The following is a 16,414-nucleotide window of genomic DNA, read 5'->3' on the forward strand; positions in this document are numbered from 1 at the left end:
CAAATAACCCCCTGCAATCGACGCACATCTATCGCGCTGGCGAGCATTCTCTCAGCTGGCCGTCATGCGAATGTGGAAATGGGTTGAATTCTTAATCCGAAATCTTGCTAGGTTGAACGCGCGCGCCATTGGCCATCGAGGAAAACCCGTGAAGTCTGTAAATGGAAAACCTGCAAGCGAGTTCCTCGACAATCGGCTTGCCGCAGCCAAAGAATTGACCGAGGCCTCAAACTATACCCCTGCCTTGGAGATTTACGAGGCAATATTTAAGGAGGGCATAACGGCCCACCGCGCCTTTGAGGGCGCCGGACGCGCGGTGACCGGCGCGCTGATGGACGAGGCTTTGCCGACGGACTGGGGTCGGGAGCGGCTGGACGATCTCCTCCGCATCCTCGTCCTTGAGCGCGATCGCGACGGCACGCCCCCTGCCCTGTGCGCGCGGATCGCAGCAGCCCATGCCGGCGGCAATCAGGGCGTCCTCCAGAAGGCGGCCGAGCTTCTTCGGCCCGTTCTGACAGCTTTGTGGGATGAGGGCGCGCGCGACCGCGGCTTTTTGATCGCCGTACTGCTGCTGCGCCACCCCCTGCAGGGCTGGCAGGACGAAGCCGCGATCTCGCGCTGGCATCTCGACCTGCTGCCGCAACTGGACCGACACGAACTCAGCCTTCCCTATAATGGCATGTTCGATGCGGTGCATTTTCAGGGCAACATCGCCGATCTGGCCGGTCTCGCCGAGAACACACCGCCCGATGCGCTGGTGCGCCGTTTCCCCGCCTGGCAGTTGCTGCTCTTCCTGTGGATCACGGGATCACGCCGTGCAGACGCGCAACTTGCCGCATGGCTGGCGGCCTATCGCAGCGCATATCCGGGTGGTGCAACCGATGAGGACGATGGCGCGGCGGCGCGCTCTCTGGCGCTGCGATGGGCGGTTTCGCCGGATGGTCCCGCGAGCGCAGCGGCAGTCACGACGGCCCTCGGTCCGGACCTGGCCGCGCTGGCGCAGCCGGGCCTCAAGCTGCGCTCGACTGCTGATCGCGCTCGGTCGAACGCAGCGCTTGCCCGGCTGGACTCCAGGCCATGGCAGGCGGCCGCTTTCGTGGAGGACAAGGTCACGGGCAAGGCGCCTTTCCTCAAGCTCGGGCGGCGCCGTCCGCGCATTGCCGTGTGCGTTTCGGGCCAGCTGCGTGGCTACCGCGCGGCCTTCCCGACCTGGCAGGCCAGCTTGCTGCGGGACGCGGACTGCCAATTCTTCATCCATAGCTGGAGCAAGATCGGGCGCTCGGGCGCAGAGCCGTTCCGCGCTTATCTGCCCTTCGCCGGCGAAGCCTTTTGCGAAGCGTGGCGCCTGCACGCCGGGCGCATCGGCATGCCCGGCATGGCCGAGCGCTACCCCGCGCTGTTCGCCGCGCTGGCGGATGGCGGGGTCGTCAGCAAGGCTGAACTCGAAGCCTTTTATAGCACCGAGCATGTGGTGCTGGAGGACGATAGCGACCCGGATTTTGCGGGTTGGTCCAACCCCCGCAAGATGCACTACAAGCTCAAGGCCGCGTCGGACATGGCGACGGCCCGAGGCGACGAATTCGATCTCATCCTGCGCATCCGCCCGGATAAGGTTATCGGCGCGAAAGCGTTCCGCTGGGGCGACGCCTTGGCCGCTTGCCGGGCGACGCCCACGCTGCTTGCCGATGCGGCGATGGGCCATCAATATGGCTCACTCATGATCGGGGATCAGGTCGCGCTCGCCAGCGCCGCGACCATGGCGGTCTATGCCGACACGCTGGATATCGCGCCTCGCTTTCATGAGATGGCGCTCTATGATGCCAAGCCGGATTTGATGGGTCATGTCAGTCTTGCCCAGACCTGTTGGTATGCCGGCATCACCGCGGCCAGATTGCCGGCCCGGATGGGCAAGTTGATGGAAGCAGCGCCGATGGCGAGCAGCGCCATCTGCGCTGCCCTTGAGCAGGACGCTGCCGGCCGTCACGACGCTGTGGACAAGGCTTTGCTCACAGCGGCGCGAACGGACAGGCAGAGGCGCTGAACTCAGGAGCCGACGACCATCCCACCATTGGGGTGGAGCACCTGCCCGCTCATATAGCTGGAATCCTCGCAGGCGAGGAACAGGAAGCACGGCGCGACTTCGTTGGGCTGGCCCGGGCGACCCATGGGCGTGCTCTCGCCGAAATGCGCGAGCTTCTCCTTGGTGGCACCGCCGAACGGGTTGAGCGGCGTCCAGATCGGCCCCGGCGCCACCGCGTTGACGCGAATGCCCTTCTCGATGAGGTTTTCGCTGAGCGAGCGGGTAAACGCCGTGATGGCGCCCTTGGTGCTCGAATAATCGAGCAGTTCCTTGGAGCCCTGATACATCGTGACGGACGTGCAATTAACGATTGCAGCGCCCTCGCGAAGATGCGGCATCGCCGCCTGCACGACGAAGAACATCGAGTAGATGTTCGTCTGGAAGGTCCGCTTGAGCTGTTCCTCAGTGATGTCCTCGATCGCCTTGTCCGGGTGCTGCTCGCCGGCATTGTTGACGATGATGTCGAGACGCCCGAACGCGCCCACTGTGCGATCGATCAGGTCCTGACAGACAGCCTTGTCACCCAGATCGCCAGCGAATACCAGCGCGCGAGCGCCTTCCTGCTCGACCAGCTTTTGCGTCTTGGCGGCGTCTTCATGCTCGCACAAATAGGCGATGGCGACATCGGCGCCTTCACGCGCGAACAGCACCGCGACCGCGCGGCCGATCCCGCTATCCGCCCCGGTCACAACCGCGACCTTGCCTTTCAGTCGGCCCGATCCGGGGTAGCGCGGCATGAACTCCGGCTGGGGATCGAGCTTATGCTCGTCACCAGGCAAATTGTCTTCGTGGATCATCTCGATTGTGTCAGTCATGGATCATTCTTCCGTTCAGCACGTCACTTGACGTGGTCCGGCTTGCCCTTGCGGCTGCCGGAGGCAAAATCCTCAAGCTGACTCTTGCTCATCGAGTCATACATCTCGCGTGAGGCGCCCTTGAGATCGGATTTGGCGCTGTCACCGCGTTTGGCAGACAAGGCTGCCCCGGCGGCTTTCTGCTGCGCTTTGGATTTGGCTGGCATGAGTAAGCCTCCAAATTAAAAGGCCGCCCGTTCGTTCCGGGCGGCCTGTGCCTGTCGATCAGACGAAGGGATAAGGGATGCCCCAATATCCGTAGACCTGCCGGCCGTAGCCATGGTCGTAGACGGGGTCTTCCTGCGCATATCGCGGCGCGCCTTCGAGACGGGATTTCTCGATATCGACGACATAGCCGCCATATTCGGTATCATAATCGAGCATGTCCCACGGCAGCGGATAATAATCGCTGCCGAGGCCGAACAGGCCACCGAACGACATCACGGCATATTCAGCCTTGCCGCTCCGCTTATCGACCATGAAGTTGCGCACCGTCCCGAGCTTCTCGCCTTGCCGGTTGTACACCGTCGTGCCCTCGACCTTGTCTGAGGAGATGAGGCGCTGAGTTTCGTCAATTGCGATTTCGGTAGCCATGAGCCTGGTCCTCTTCCTGTTGAAGGTGGGCCTCGATCCACGGAAGGGGTTTGCCGATCCAACCGGGACCAAGGTGCCAATGCCGGCCTATGCCGGCCCTTGGGTCTTGAGGCCGCGCATCAGCGCGACGCCATCTGCCAAACCAACGGCCAGATAGCGCAGGAGTTCCGGGTAAAGCGGCAAACCGATCGACAGCGAGTCACGCCGTGTCACATCGGCGTCCAGAAGGCCGGTCCGGTCAGATCATGGACTGCGGCTGCACGAGACGATCGAAGGTCGCCGCATCGACAAGGCCGAGCGCAGAAGCCGCCTCGCGCAGGCTCAGCCCCTGCTCATGGGCATATTTGGCAATCTTGGCGGCATTGTCATAGCCGACCTCAGGCGCGAGCGCGGTGACCAGCATCAGCGAGCGCTCGACCAGGTCCGCGATGCGCGCCTCATTGGGGATAATGCCTTCCACGCAGCGCTCGGCAAAGCTCTCCATTCCCGTGCTCAGCAGATCGATGGAACGCAGGATCGCCGCACCGATCATCGGCTTGAAGACGTTGAGTTCGAGATGCCCCTGCAAACCACCGACCGTCACGGCCTGATGATTGCCGATCACCTGCGCGGCAACCATCGTCAGCATCTCGCACTGGGTGGGGTTGACCTTGCCGGGCATGATCGAGCTGCCTGGCTCATTGGCCGGCAATTCCAGTTCGCCCAGCCCCGAACGCGGCCCTGAACCCAGCAGGCGAATATCATTGGCGATCTTGGTCAGCGCGACGGCGAGCGTTGCCAGCGCCCCGGAGAGCTGGACCAGCGGATCGTTGGAGGCCAAGGCCTCGAACTTGTTGGGCGCGGTCCTGAACGGAAGATCGGTCAACGCCGCAATCTGCTTGGCCACCGCCTCGCCGAACCCTTGCGGCGCATTCAGGCCCGTGCCGACCGCCGTGCCGCCCTGCGCCAGCGGCATCAGCTCGTCTTCCAGGGCGCGGGAGAGACGGCTGCGGCAGTTGAGCAGTTGCTGAGCATAGCCGGAGAACTCCTGCCCCAGCGTGAGCGGCGTCGCGTCCTGCAGATGCGTCCGGCCGATCTTGACGATGCCGGACCAAGCCTTCGCCATCGCGCCGAGCAGATCGGCAAGATGATCGAGCGCCGGCAGCAGCCGATCGACCAGCGCGCGGGCCGCTGCGATGTGCAGCGCCGTCGGGAAGCTGTCGTTGGACGACTGGCTCATATTGACATGGTCGTTGGGATGGACCGGCGCCTTGCCGCCACGCTTACCGGTCAGCGCCTCGTTGGCGCGGCCCGCGATCACCTCGTTCACATTCATGTTGGTCTGGGTGCCGCTGCCGGTCTGCCAGATGACCAGCGGAAACTGATCGTTTAGCTTGCCGGCCACGATCTCGGCCGCCGCCGTCTCGATGGCATCGGCGATGTCCGGGGCCAGTCCATGCGCGCGGTTCACATGCGCGGCGGCGCTTTTCACGATGGCCAGCGCATGGACGATGCCGGTCGGCATTCGCTCGGCCGGGCCGAACGGAAAATTCTCGATGCTGCGCTGCGTCTGAGCGCCCCAATAGACCGCGTCAGGCACGTCGATAGGCCCCAGGCTGTCGCGTTCTTCCCGCATCTTCGTCACCGGTTTCTCCACTGTCATCTGCCGTGCCGGTCCGTGTGCGCCACCGGCGGGCTCCAAACCCACAGCTTGCGCGTTGTGCGCTCGTCCATGCCCATGGACAAGTCCCGTGGATAGGCCCCGTGGATAGGCAAGGAGCGGACCCTGAGCATGACACACGCGCTGATTTTCGTCGACGACAGCATGCCGGGCATCCGCCGTCGACCGAGTGGAAAACGCGGCTGGGCCTATTTCGATGCGGAAGGCGCGCGCATCACCGAACGGGCGGAGATCGACCGGCTCAACCGCATCGGCCTGCCGCCGGCTTATACCGATGCCTGGTTCGCGCCCAATGCCCATGCCCATATTTTGGCGACGGGCATCGATGCGCGCGGGCGCAAGCAATATCGTTACCATCCCGATTTTACCGCCGAGCGGGACGCGCGCAAATATGAGGGCTGCGCCGCTTTCGGCGCGCTGTTGCCACTGCTGCGGCGCCGGGTAGAGGATGATCTCGCCGGGCGCGGTCTGACGGCCGAGCGGGCCATCGCCTCGGTCGTCCAGCTGCTCGACAGCGGCCGCATCCGCGTGGGCAACGAGGCCTATGCCAAGAGCAATCGCAGCTTTGGCGCCACCACCCTGCGCCGGCGCCACGCCAAGGTCACCGGCAGCCGCCTCACCCTGCGGTTCAAGGCCAAGTCGGGCAAGCTGAGCGAAGTCAGCATGACCGACCGCCGCCTCATTCGATTCGTTCGCCAGATGCAGGATCTGCCGGGCCAGCACCTCTTCCAGTATCTGCGCGACGACGGCACTGCCTCGCCGGTCTCCTCATCGGATGTGAACGGCTATCTGCGCGAGACGATGGGCGCGGACTTCACCGCCAAGCACTTCCGGACATGGCGGGCGAGCGTGCTCGCGTTCGACTGGCTGCTGCACGAGCAGGAGGTCTCCACCCTCACGGCGATGCTGACCCATGTCTCCGAACATCTGGGCAATACGCCGGCCATAGCCCGCAAATCCTACATCCACCCCAATCTCGTCGCCCTTGCGCGCGACGGGGCGGGCGAATTCCGCAAGCAGACGCACCTGCCGCGCCAGACCAAATGGCTCAGCCGCCCCGAACGCGGCCTGATCGCCTGGCTGGAAGAGCAGCAGGTCGAGGCCGGCTGATCAGCGACAAACGCCCCAGCTGACCCCGCCCCGATCCGCCTGATCGAAGTGAAAGTGATCGGCATGCTGGCGGTTATAATCCGGCGAGAGCACGGTCGAAAACACGCGGCATGCGCCATCGCGCACGGTCCGCAGGAAGGCGGCCTCTTCGCCCTCCCCGTCCCAATCGCGCAGCACCGAGATCCGGCGGCCGTCGCTTAGCACGAAGCCGGCGATGTCCAGCGCATTGGCGGTGGCATGTTCGCTCCACGCACCTTCGCCGCGCCCGTACATCCGCCGGCAACTATAGCTGCCCAAATGCTCGATGCGCACCAAAGACGCGCCGAGGATTTGCTGCGCGGCAGGCTGGACGACCTGCCAGGTCCAGAGCGCGGTGGCGGCCATAACGGTACAGGCCGGGGCAACGTCCGTCGGCGAAAGGGCGAGCATGTCCTGCCCCGCCGCGAGGCGGGTGGCGGTCGTGACCCGGCATTGTTCATTACCGAAAGCCGGGACCGCCGTCGTCTCCAACCCGGCGCGATGCAGCAAGGCGCGACATTGTGGCGCATCATCCCGCAATCCCGAGAGCTTGTGCCGCGTGAACAGGCCGATGGGCTGATCGAGCGAAAGCGGCGTCCAGGGAAGATCCTGCGGGGCCGGGCGGAACAGTGCGAACGCCAGCAACGCTGCCAGAATCAGAGCGCCCGCCCAGACGAGCCAGCGGATCGCGCGATAAAAACCGGATGCCTTCATAGCTGCCTAACGCGGCAGGACGCGTTCCGCTTCCGACAGGGCCATGCAACTGCTGGCGCACGCAGGCGTTGATCGATCAGACGACAAGGAAATCACGAAAGGATTTGAGATGTCGATGCCCGAAGACCCCAAGACGAATACCGAGACGGACGAAAACCCCGAGGTTCGCGATGCCGGGCCGGATGCGATGAAGCACAAGCCCGCTCCGGGCAAATGGGACGAGATTGACGAAGCCTCGGACGAGTCCTTTCCCGCCAGCGACCCGCCAGCATTCCAGCCGTCGATAACCTGAAGATCAGGCGGACGCGGGCGGTGCCACGGCGCCTGCCCGCGCCACGTCGATCGTCGCGATTTGCCCATTGCGCAATCCGTACACGACGAAGACACGCACCTGAACGCTCTCGCCCCGCCTGAGCGGCGCGACCACGAAATCGGGCGCGTCCTCCTGCGCCGTGAACGTGCTGGTGCAGTCCACCGCAATCCCATTATCGTCGATCACCAGCCCATGGATGGTGAGATCTTCCCGTACCGTCTGGAACATCGTGCGATAGAAGTCGCAGATGCCATCGTGTCCGTTGATGACAGGCACTGAGGGTAGCCGCAGCACACAGTCCTCTGTGTAGTAACGCCCCGCTCGCTCCATATCGCCAGCGCTGAACGCCGCCGCATAGGCATGATAGGCCGCACGCCCGCCCGCATGGGATGAGAGCATCGGCGCCTTGGTGACGCCCTGCTCCGCCGGCCAGGTCATGGAGCACAGTTCCTGGATTTGCCCGGCCTCGTTCAACAGATAGGTCACGAAGAACCGCACCGTCAGGATGTCGCCCGGCAGCAAGGGCGCGAAGGGGAAATCGGGGCGCGGCGCGTGGCAGATGAAATCCATGTCCACATCGACGAACAGCCGGTTGCCCTCCTGCAGCACCAGCCGGGGCCGGATGACCTCGCGTACGCCGTCATGCGCCCAGTCGAGGAAATCGAGCAGGCCATCGCGCCCACGGCAGACGCGGGTGCTGCTGTACATCACGCAATCCGGCGCGAACCACCGCTCGACAAGGCGATCATCCTGACCTTCGTTGAAGTCGGCGACGTAATCGTCGTAATTCAAGGCTTTTTCCTCGCTGAAGGAACGCCTTCACGCCCCATTTGATCGGCCCGCTTGGCCATGCGCAGCAACATGCCGTCCAGGTCCGACAGTTCGGACTCGCTGAAATCGGCCGTCAACATGCTGAAGAACTTTCGCCGGTCCATATGGACCCGCTTGTAGCTGTCCTGCCCCTTTTCGGTCAGCACCAGCAGGCTGCTCTTGCGGTTTCGGGGGTTTTCCTCGCGCCGCAGAAAGCCTTCTTCTTCCAGAACCCGCACCGCCCGGCTGACTTCCGCCCGGTCCACCAGCGCGGCTGCCGACACTTCGCTGGCACTTTTGGTGCCCATTACGGCCAAATGCGCCAGCACCCGCCACTCCGCCAGCGAGACACCCGCATTGTCCCGGATGTGCTGGACCGAAAGCCGGTCCAGCATCTTGCCGAGCATAAGCAGACGATAAGGAAGGTGGCGGGAATCGAAGATGCGCCAGGCTTCTTCGAGAGGCCCCGCCGCCCCATTGCTGCTATCCTTTGCGCTCAATTGCGCTCCCCCTCTCCTCGGGCCGCCCCGGTAGACCCGAGGCGGCACTATAATTCGCTGCGCGCCCTTAGAGGGCGACGCTGACCGCCTTGAGCTCGGTATAGGCCTCGACGCCGGCCTTGCCATTCTCGCGGCCCCAGCCGGAGGCCTTGTAGCCGCCGAGCGGAAGCGCGGGATCGACGCCGCCCGAACCGTTGATGCGGATGGTGCCGGATTTGAGGCGCCGGGCCAGCTTGTGCGCGGTGGAGATATTCTGGGTGTAGATGGATGCGGACAGGCCGAACTCCGTCTCATTGCCCCGCGCCGCCAGCGCCGCGACGTCGTCCTCGTCGGTGAATCGCATCGCGCAGAGCACCGGGCCGAAGATTTCCTCGGCACGCACGCGCATGTCGGGCTTGGTATCCACTAGCACGGTGGGCTGGACGAAATAGCCCCCCTCATAGCCCTCGCCGGAAAGGCGATCGCCGCCGGCGAGCACGCTGGCGCCTTCCTGGCGGCCGGACTCGATGTAACCGGTCACGCGGTCAAGCTGCGCCGCGCTGACCAGCGGGCCGATCATGGTCGAGGCATCGAGGGTCTGGCCGACCTTCATGCCCCGCGCCATGTTCACCACGCCTTCCAGCACGGCATCGGCCACCTTCTCATGCACGAACAGGCGCGATCCCGCCGCGCAGACCTGACCGGCATTGAAGAAGATACCCATCGCCGCCGCCGGAATGGCCTTGGAAAGATCCGCATCTGCAAAAATATAGGTGGGCGACTTGCCGCCCAGCTCGAGCTGCACGCGCTTGAAATTGGTCTTGGAGGCTTCGATGATCGCCTTGCCGGTCACCGTCGAACCGGTGAACGAGACCTTGTCGACATCGCGGTGCGCAGCCAGCGCCGCGCCAGCGGTCCGGCCGAAGCCCGAGACGATGTTGATCACGCCCTCGGGGAAACCCGCCTCAAGCACCAGCTCACCCAGCCGCAGCGTGCTGAGCGGAGTCTGTTCGGCCGGCTTGAGCACCACGGTGCAGCCCGCCGCAATCGCTGGCGCGAGCTTGCCCATCGCCATGACCAGCGGGAAGTTCCACGGCACGATCTGCGCGCACACGCCAACCGGCTCGCGCAGCACATAGGAGAGCCATTCGCCGGGTGCGCTGATCTCTGCGGTCTCACCGAAGATCTTGGTCGCCCAGCCGGCATTGTAGCGCAGCTGGCCGACGGCACCCGCGACGTCGATCATCCGCGAGAACTGGATGGGGCGGCCTACGTCCAGCGTCTCCAGCAGAGCCAGTTCCTCGGCATTGGCTTCGAGCAGATCGGCGAGCTTGAGCAGCAGATTCGTCCGCTCGGTCGGCTTCACGCCCGACCAGGCACCCTCGAACGCCTTGCGCGCGGCGGCGACGGCCCGGTCCACATCGACCTCGCCGGCGCTGGCGACATTTGCGATGAGTTCGCCGGTCGAGGGATTGAGCGTTTCGAAGGTTTCGCCGGATGCGGCCTCGACCCACTGCCCGCCGATCAACATTTTGACCGGGCCGTTGGCGTAGCGCATACGCAGTTGCTCAAGCAGACCGGGATTGTAAGGCGCATTCATCGAAACAGACATCCTTTCCAGCAGCCGTCGGCACCCTGACGGCAGAGATCATGTTGAATCATCATGATCTCCTCAATAACAGCAGACATGCGTCCACGCCAACTCTAGCGCGCCGGAAGTCCATGGAGAGTGACTTTGTCCGAAAATTCCTTTGATTATGTGATCGTCGGCGCGGGGTCCGCCGGGTCGGTGCTCGCGGCGCGACTCACCGAGGACCCGAATGTGCGCGTCCTGCTGCTGGAGGCAGGCGGTGGTGGCGATGACTGGCTGATTCGGATGCCGCTCGGCTTCCTCAAGGCGCTGTTCAAGCCCGGCTACACCTGGCCCTATTGGACGGAGCCGGAGCCGCACATGAACAACCGCAAGCTGATCCTGCCGCGTGGACGGTTGCTCGGCGGCTCCAGCTCGATCAACGGCATGGTGTTCATGCGCGGTCACAGCGCCGATTTCGATCGCTGGGCGCAGATGGGCTGCAAGGGCTGGAGTTATGCCGATGTGCTCCCCTATTTCCGCAAGATGGAGCGCAGCTGGCGCGGCGCGTCCGATCTGCACGGCGCCGACGGCCCGCTGAGCGTCACGCCGAACGCGACGAAATGGCTGCTGCATGACGAACTGATGGCCGCCGCGAAGAACGCCGGCTTCCCGATCACCGACGACATTCACGATGGCGATGAGGAAGGCGTAGGCCGCGTCGAGCTGACCATCGACAAGAATGGCCGCCGGGCCTCGACCTATGCCGCCTATCTCAAGCCCGCTATGGATCGGCCCAATCTGACGGTTCTGACCAACGCGATGACCCAGCGCGTGCTGACCGAAGGCAAGCGGGCGACGGGCGTGGAGTATCGCCACGACGGCATTCTCAAGACCGCCCTTGCCCGACGCGAGGTCATCCTTTCGGGCGGCAGCTACAATTCGCCGCAGTTGCTCATGCTCTCCGGCATTGGCCCGGCGCAGCATCTGCGCGAGATGGATATCCCGGTCGTGCATGATCTGCCCGGCGTCGGCGAGAATCTCTCGGAGCACCCCCGCACACCGGTGCTGTTCGAGGCCTCGCCGGTCACCTTCGTCAACGAGTTGCGCTTCGACAAGGCGACGCTCTCCGTGCTGCGCTGGTACTTCATGGGCACCGGCCCCTTTGCGCGGCAGGTGAACAGCGCCAACCCGGTGCTGCGCACCGACCCGCGCCTCGCCCAGCCGGACATTCAACTCTGGTGCAACCCGGTGACGCTGGATGCGCATTTGTGGTTCCCCGGCATCAAGAAGCGTCCGCCGCACAAGCTGACCGCCGACGTCATCCTGCTCCACCCGGAAAGCCGGGGCCGGGTATTCCTCAAATCGCCCAAGGCCGACGATCATGTCGGCATTTTCCTCAACCTGTTCAGCGCGCCGGCCGATTTCGCGACGGCGCGGGCGGGCATCCGCATTGCGCGGAAGATCTATGCCACTTCGCCGCAAGCCGAGATCACCGGCAAGGAAATCTCGCCCGGCGCCGAGGTGGTGAGCGATGAAGCGCTGGATGAGCATATCCGCGCCACCACGACGACCACGCAGCATCCGCTCGGCACCTGCCGGATGGGCACAGGCCCGATGGCGGTGGTCGATCCGCAGCTGCGGGTGATCGGCATGGAGGGCCTGCGGGTCATCGATGCCTCGGTGATGCCGGACGAGACCGGCGGCAACATCAATGCGCCCACCATCATGCTCGCCGAGCGGGCGGCGGACATCCTCAAGGGCAAGGTTCTGCCCGCTGACGAACTGGTTCACACAGGAGAGTATGCCGCATGACCCGCGAGGATTTCGAGCGCTATATCGGCGCCTTCAACGCCAATGATTTCGATGGCTTCACCAGCTTCTACGCAGATGACGTGGATTTTCAGCTTGGGGACCGGATGCACATCGTCGGCCAGGAGAAGATCGGCGAGTTCTATCGCGGCGTGAAGGCGCATTTCGAGGAGACGCTGACCATCCTCGATCTCATTCTCGCCGATGACGGCGCAGCGCTGCGGGTCCACACCCGCTTCGAGACGATCAAGGACTGGCCCGAGTTCGAAATGTGGCCGACCAAGAAGGGCGATGTGCGCGAGATCGAGAGCATCATCCTGTACCGTATCGCGAACGGCAAGTTCACCCACATCAAATCCGCCCGCTTCAAGGAACTCTGAGTCTTGGCCAACAGCTCCACGCCCGACTTCATCGTCATCGGATCCGGCTCGGCCGGCGCAGTCATCGCCGCCCGCCTGTCGGAAGATCCCAATGCCAAGGTCCTCGTGCTGGAGGCCGGACGCCGCGAGCGCGACATCCGCCTGACCATGCCGATCCTCTTCCCGTTCGTCATGGCCGATCCCAAGTTCAACTGGAGCTATATGGGCGAGCCGGAACCGTTCGCAGATAACCGCCAGATCCGCCAGCCGCGCGGCAAGGCGCTGGGCGGCTCCTCGATGATCAACGGCATGCTCTACGCGCGCGGCCATGCGCGGGATTATGACGAGTGGCGCCAGCTCGGCAACGAGGGCTGGAGCTATGACGATGTGCTGCCCTACTTCAAGAAATCGGAAAATCATTGGGGCCCTGAGGACCATTGGCATGGCAAGGGCGGACCGCTCAGCGTCAAGCAGCAGCCCAAGACCAACGATCTCTACCAGCGGTTCATCAGCACGGTGAAATCGCTCGGCTATGACGAGCGCGACAGTTTCCACCGCGCCGAGCAGGAAGGCTGGGGACCGCCGCCGCTCAACATCCATGAGGGCACGCGCGCCAGCACCGCCGCGCGCTTCCTCATTCCGGCGATGTCGCGGCCCAATCTGACGGTTGAGACCGGCGCGCTGGTCACCCTCATCGAGGTCGCCAACGGCCGCGCGGTCGCGGTCCATTATCGCGACAGCGAAGGCCGGGACAAACGGGTCGTCGCCGGACAGGAAATCATCCTTTCGGGCGGTGCCTATAATTCGCCCCAGGTGCTGCTGCTCTCCGGCATCGGCCCGGCCGAGCATCTCGCCGAGCAAGGCATCGATGTGGTGCATCACCTTCCCGGCGTCGGCATGAACCTGCAGGACCACCCTTCCGTCGCGATGGTCAATGCAGCGGCGCGCAGCGTGACGCTGACCGACAGCCTGCGCATCGACCGTTCCGCCCTTGCCGCGCTGCAATGGCTGCTGACGCGCGGCGGCATGATCGCGGATATGCCGGTGACCGCCAACGGCTTCATCAAGACCCGGCCCGAGCTTGAGCGGCCGGATGCGCAGTGCCTGTTCCAGCCGACGATGATCGGCGCGCAGACCTGGTTCCCCGGCTGGCGCAAGCCCAAGGCGGACGTAGTGGCAATGGCCTGCGTGCTGCTAAGGCCCGAGGGTCGCGGCTGGGTGAAGCTGCGCTCGGCAAACCCGACGGAAAAGCCGCGCATCCTCTCCAACGTGCTCTCCACCGAGATAGACCGGGCCTTCTTCCGCCGCCTCGTGCCGCAACTGCGCGAGATATTCTCCACCGCACCGTTGAGCGACGTTTTGCGCGGGGAGGTGATGCCCGGCCCGAATGTGAAGAGCGATGCGGAGATCGATGCCTGGGTGCGCAGCGCAATCAACACCGCCCTGCACCCGGTCGGCACCTGCGCCATGGGGCAGGATGACATGGCGGTGGTCGATCCGCGCCTGCGCGTCCACGGCCTCCAGGGCCTGCGCGTGGCCGATGCCGCCATCATGCCGCGAATCGTGGGTGGCAACACCAATGCCGCAAGCATCATGATCGGCGAGAAGGCTGCGGACATGATCAAGGCGGACAACGGCCTGCAGGCCTGAGGCGACCTTGCCGGTGACGTAACGTCAGCTCAGGGCGGCCCGGTCGAACGGGCTGCCCCGGCTTGCGTTCGCCCATTCATGGCGCGATAGGCAGGGCAACCTCAAAATTTGCAGGAGCCTTGCCTCATGCCTCGGCGTGTCCATCATATCGTTTCTCTCGCGGGCTGCACCGCCCTCCTCGCCCTCGCCGCACCGGCCGCTGCCAATGAAGGCATGTGGATGCCGGGCCAGATCAAGGACATTGGCGCCGCGCTCAAGGCCGACGGCCTGGCGCTCTCACCCGATCAGCTGGGACGGCTGGATGCCGCGCCGCTGAACGCCATCGTTTCGCTCGGCGGCTGCTCGGCTGCATTCCTCAGCCCCGAAGGGCTGGTCGCGACCAACCATCACTGCGTGCAGGGGTCGATCCAGTATAATAGCGGCGAAGGCCGGGATTATCTGACCAATGGCTTTCTCGCCAAGGAGCTGGGCGAGGAACTGCCCGCCGCGCCCGGATCGCGCATCTATGTGATCGAGGATCTGCGCGACGTGACCAGCGCGATGATGCGCGGCGTAACGCCCCGCCTGGATGGCCTCGCCCGCTACGAGAAGCTGGACGCCAATCGCAAGGCGTTGATCTCGGCGTGCGAGAAGCAGGCCAACCGCCGCTGCGACGTGCGGCCTTATTATGGCGGCGCGGCTTATTATCTCCAGCAGCAGCTTGAGATTCAGGACGTGCGCCTCGTCTACGCGCCGGCCGAAGGGCTCGGCAATTTTGGCGGCGAGACGGACAATTGGATGTGGCCGCGCCACACCGGCGACTTCGGCTTTTATCGCGCCTATGTCGGGCCGGACGGCAGCTCAAAGCCTTTCGCGAAGGAGAACGTCCCCTACCGCCCGAAATCCTGGGTGCGCATTGCCTCGCAGGGTGTGAAGGAAGGCGATTTCGTGATGGTCGCCGGTTTCCCCGGCACCACCAACCGCCTGCGCACCAGCGATGAAGTGCTGTTCAACTTCGCGGAATATGAGCCGCTCTGGCAGCGTCTGCTGAGCGACTATGCAACGCAGATCGACAAGGTCACGGCAGGCGATCGCGAGGCGCAGATCCGCTACGCCTCCATCCTCGCGGGGGCCGAGAATTACGAGAAGAAGCTCGCCGGCGACCTCGTCGGTGCCGACGCCATCCGCCTTGATGAGCGCAAGCCGGCCGAGGAAAAGGCCTTCCGCGACTGGGTCGCTGCCGACGCGGCCCGTCAGACGCGCTACGGGGCGGACATTGCGGCGCTGGATGCGGTGGTCATCGAGAATAACAAGGCTTCCCTCACCGGCCTGCGCACGTCCCTGCTCAACCGCGCGCAACTGCTCGGCGCAGCCCGCACCCTGTATCGCTGGGCCAAGGAGCAGGAAAAGCCCGACGCCCAGCGCGAGAGCGGATTCCAGCAGCGTGACCGCGAGAGCATTGTCGACCGGCTCCGTCAGGTCGAGCGCCGCTTTCTGCCCAAGATCGATCGTCAATTGTTCGAGGCTGCGCTCGTCGAATATCGCCAGCTCGACGTGGCGGATCGCGATGCCAAGTTTGAGGCCGCGCTGACGCAGATCGGCTTCGACCGGCTCTATGGCGAGACCAAGCTGGGCGACACGCCGACCCGGCTGGGCTGGCTGGACAAGCCCGCCTCCGCCTTCGAGACTTCGGACGATCCGTTCATCAAGCTCGCCATCGCGCTCTATGCCGGCGACATGGAGAGCGAGCAGGCCGCCAAGGCCCGCTCGGGTCGCACGCAGGCAGCGCGGGCTGGCTATATGAAGGGTCTGATGGCCTATAAGCAAGCGGCCGGCCTGCCCCTCTATCCCGATGCCAACAGCTCGCTGCGCCTGACCTGGGGCAAGGTCATGGGCAAGGAAAAGGACGGCCAGATCTGGACCGCCTTCACCACCGCCGAGGGCCTTCTCGCCAAGCAGACCGGCAAGGGCGAGTTCAATGCCCCGCAGGGCGCAATCGATGCGATCAAGGCCAAGGACTACGGCCCCTATGCCGCGACAGAGCTGGGCACGCTGCCGGTCGACTTCATGTCCAATGTCGACATCACCAATGGCAACTCGGGTTCCTCGACGCTGAACGCGCGCGGCGAATTCGTCGGCCTGGCCTTCGACGGCACGCTGGAAGGCGTGATCTCCGACTGGGCCTATGTGGCCGAGCGCAACCGCACGATCCATGTCGACAGCCGCTTCATGCTCTGGACGATGGACAAGGTCGACGGCGCGCAGCGGCTGCTCAAGGAAATGGGCGTCACGCCCGTCGCCAGCCGCTGAGGCGGAAGGATGGGGCGGCGCGGCCGCCCTGCCCCCCTGTCCCCACACGCACCAAAAGAGAAAGGCCGCTCCGGATGTCTCCGGGGCGGCCTTTCCTTATGT

General features: G+C 64.5%; 16 protein-coding genes. 7 read left to right on the forward strand and 9 right to left on the reverse strand.

Annotated features, from left to right (window positions below):
- The first annotated feature begins 148 nt into the window (after positions 1-148).
- Positions 149-2,041, forward strand: coding sequence for a hypothetical protein (locus tag M2335_RS11015; protein ID WP_264594707.1), 1,893 nt, complete (start codon positions 149-151; stop codon positions 2,039-2,041).
- A gap of 2 nt (positions 2,042-2,043) precedes the next feature.
- On the opposite strand, the gene M2335_RS11020 is transcribed toward M2335_RS11015, so the two are convergent.
- The 5 genes from M2335_RS11020 to fumC form a co-directional block, all read right to left on the reverse strand.
- Positions 2,044-2,895, reverse strand: coding sequence for an SDR family oxidoreductase (locus M2335_RS11020; protein ID WP_264594708.1), 852 nt, complete (start codon positions 2,893-2,895; stop codon positions 2,044-2,046).
- A 23-nt stretch (positions 2,896-2,918) separates the two neighbouring features.
- A complete protein-coding gene (locus M2335_RS11025; protein WP_264572550.1) occupies positions 2,919-3,101 on the reverse strand; it encodes a DUF3008 family protein in 183 nt (60 codons plus the stop codon).
- Between the two features lie 58 nt (positions 3,102-3,159).
- Entirely contained in the window at positions 3,160-3,528 is a 369-nt protein-coding gene (locus M2335_RS11030) for a PRC-barrel domain-containing protein (RefSeq protein WP_181559327.1), read from the reverse strand.
- Between the two features lie 87 nt (positions 3,529-3,615).
- Complete coding sequence (locus tag M2335_RS11035; protein ID WP_264594709.1) at positions 3,616-3,741, reverse strand: hypothetical protein; 126 nt, start codon at positions 3,739-3,741, stop codon at positions 3,616-3,618.
- Positions 3,742-3,766: 25 nt separating this feature from the next.
- The gene (gene fumC, locus M2335_RS11040) at positions 3,767-5,143 is read right to left on the reverse strand and encodes a class II fumarate hydratase (protein WP_413716145.1); all 1,377 of its coding nucleotides are present in this window, start codon (positions 5,141-5,143) and stop codon (positions 3,767-3,769) included.
- 156 nt (positions 5,144-5,299) lie between these two features.
- Here fumC and M2335_RS11045 point away from each other — a divergent pair, with 156 nt between their 5' ends.
- Complete coding sequence (locus M2335_RS11045; RefSeq protein ID WP_264594711.1) at positions 5,300-6,298, forward strand: DNA topoisomerase IB; 999 nt, start codon at positions 5,300-5,302, stop codon at positions 6,296-6,298.
- On the opposite strand, the gene M2335_RS11050 is transcribed toward M2335_RS11045, so the two are convergent.
- On the reverse strand, positions 6,299-7,030 hold the full coding sequence (locus M2335_RS11050) for an extensin family protein (protein ID WP_264594712.1): 732 nt from the start codon (positions 7,028-7,030) through the stop codon (positions 6,299-6,301). It abuts the gene before it with no gap.
- A gap of 109 nt (positions 7,031-7,139) precedes the next feature.
- On the opposite strand from M2335_RS11050, the gene M2335_RS11055 reads away from it, so the two are divergent.
- Entirely contained in the window at positions 7,140-7,322 is a 183-nt protein-coding gene (locus M2335_RS11055) for a hypothetical protein (protein ID WP_264586003.1), read from the forward strand.
- A gap of 3 nt (positions 7,323-7,325) precedes the next feature.
- Here the strand turns inward: M2335_RS11055 and M2335_RS11060 are convergent, their stop codons facing one another.
- The 3 genes from M2335_RS11060 to M2335_RS11070 all read right to left on the reverse strand — a co-directional run bounded on the left by M2335_RS11060 (position 7,326) and on the right by M2335_RS11070 (position 10,232).
- Positions 7,326-8,135 (reverse strand): nuclear transport factor 2 family protein, encoded by an 810-nt coding sequence (locus M2335_RS11060; RefSeq protein ID WP_264594713.1) that lies wholly within the window; start codon positions 8,133-8,135, stop codon positions 7,326-7,328.
- Positions 8,132-8,560 (reverse strand): MarR family winged helix-turn-helix transcriptional regulator, encoded by a 429-nt coding sequence (locus M2335_RS11065; protein ID WP_264572545.1) that lies wholly within the window; start codon positions 8,558-8,560, stop codon positions 8,132-8,134. The genes M2335_RS11060 and M2335_RS11065 overlap by 4 nt, the downstream gene beginning before the upstream one ends.
- A gap of 160 nt (positions 8,561-8,720) precedes the next feature.
- Positions 8,721-10,232 (reverse strand): aldehyde dehydrogenase family protein, encoded by a 1,512-nt coding sequence (locus M2335_RS11070; protein ID WP_319801197.1) that lies wholly within the window; start codon positions 10,230-10,232, stop codon positions 8,721-8,723.
- A 135-nt stretch (positions 10,233-10,367) separates the two neighbouring features.
- Between M2335_RS11070 and M2335_RS11075 the strand changes: the two genes are divergently transcribed.
- From M2335_RS11075 to M2335_RS11090, 4 genes are all read left to right on the forward strand, one after another.
- Positions 10,368-12,017, forward strand: a complete 1,650-nt coding sequence (locus M2335_RS11075) for a GMC family oxidoreductase (protein WP_264594714.1) — start codon at positions 10,368-10,370, stop codon at positions 12,015-12,017.
- Positions 12,014-12,394 (forward strand): nuclear transport factor 2 family protein, encoded by a 381-nt coding sequence (locus M2335_RS11080; protein WP_264594715.1) that lies wholly within the window; start codon positions 12,014-12,016, stop codon positions 12,392-12,394. The genes M2335_RS11075 and M2335_RS11080 overlap by 4 nt, the downstream gene beginning before the upstream one ends.
- Before the next feature lie 3 nt (positions 12,395-12,397).
- Entirely contained in the window at positions 12,398-14,023 is a 1,626-nt protein-coding gene (locus tag M2335_RS11085) for a GMC family oxidoreductase (protein WP_264594716.1), read from the forward strand.
- Between the two features lie 126 nt (positions 14,024-14,149).
- Complete coding sequence (locus M2335_RS11090; protein ID WP_264594717.1) at positions 14,150-16,312, forward strand: S46 family peptidase; 2,163 nt, start codon at positions 14,150-14,152, stop codon at positions 16,310-16,312.
- The last annotated feature ends 102 nt before the right edge of the window (positions 16,313-16,414 follow it).

The sequence above is a fragment of the Sphingobium sp. B12D2B genome, from assembly GCF_025961775.1.
Taxonomy (GTDB): Bacteria; Pseudomonadota; Alphaproteobacteria; order Sphingomonadales; family Sphingomonadaceae; genus Sphingobium.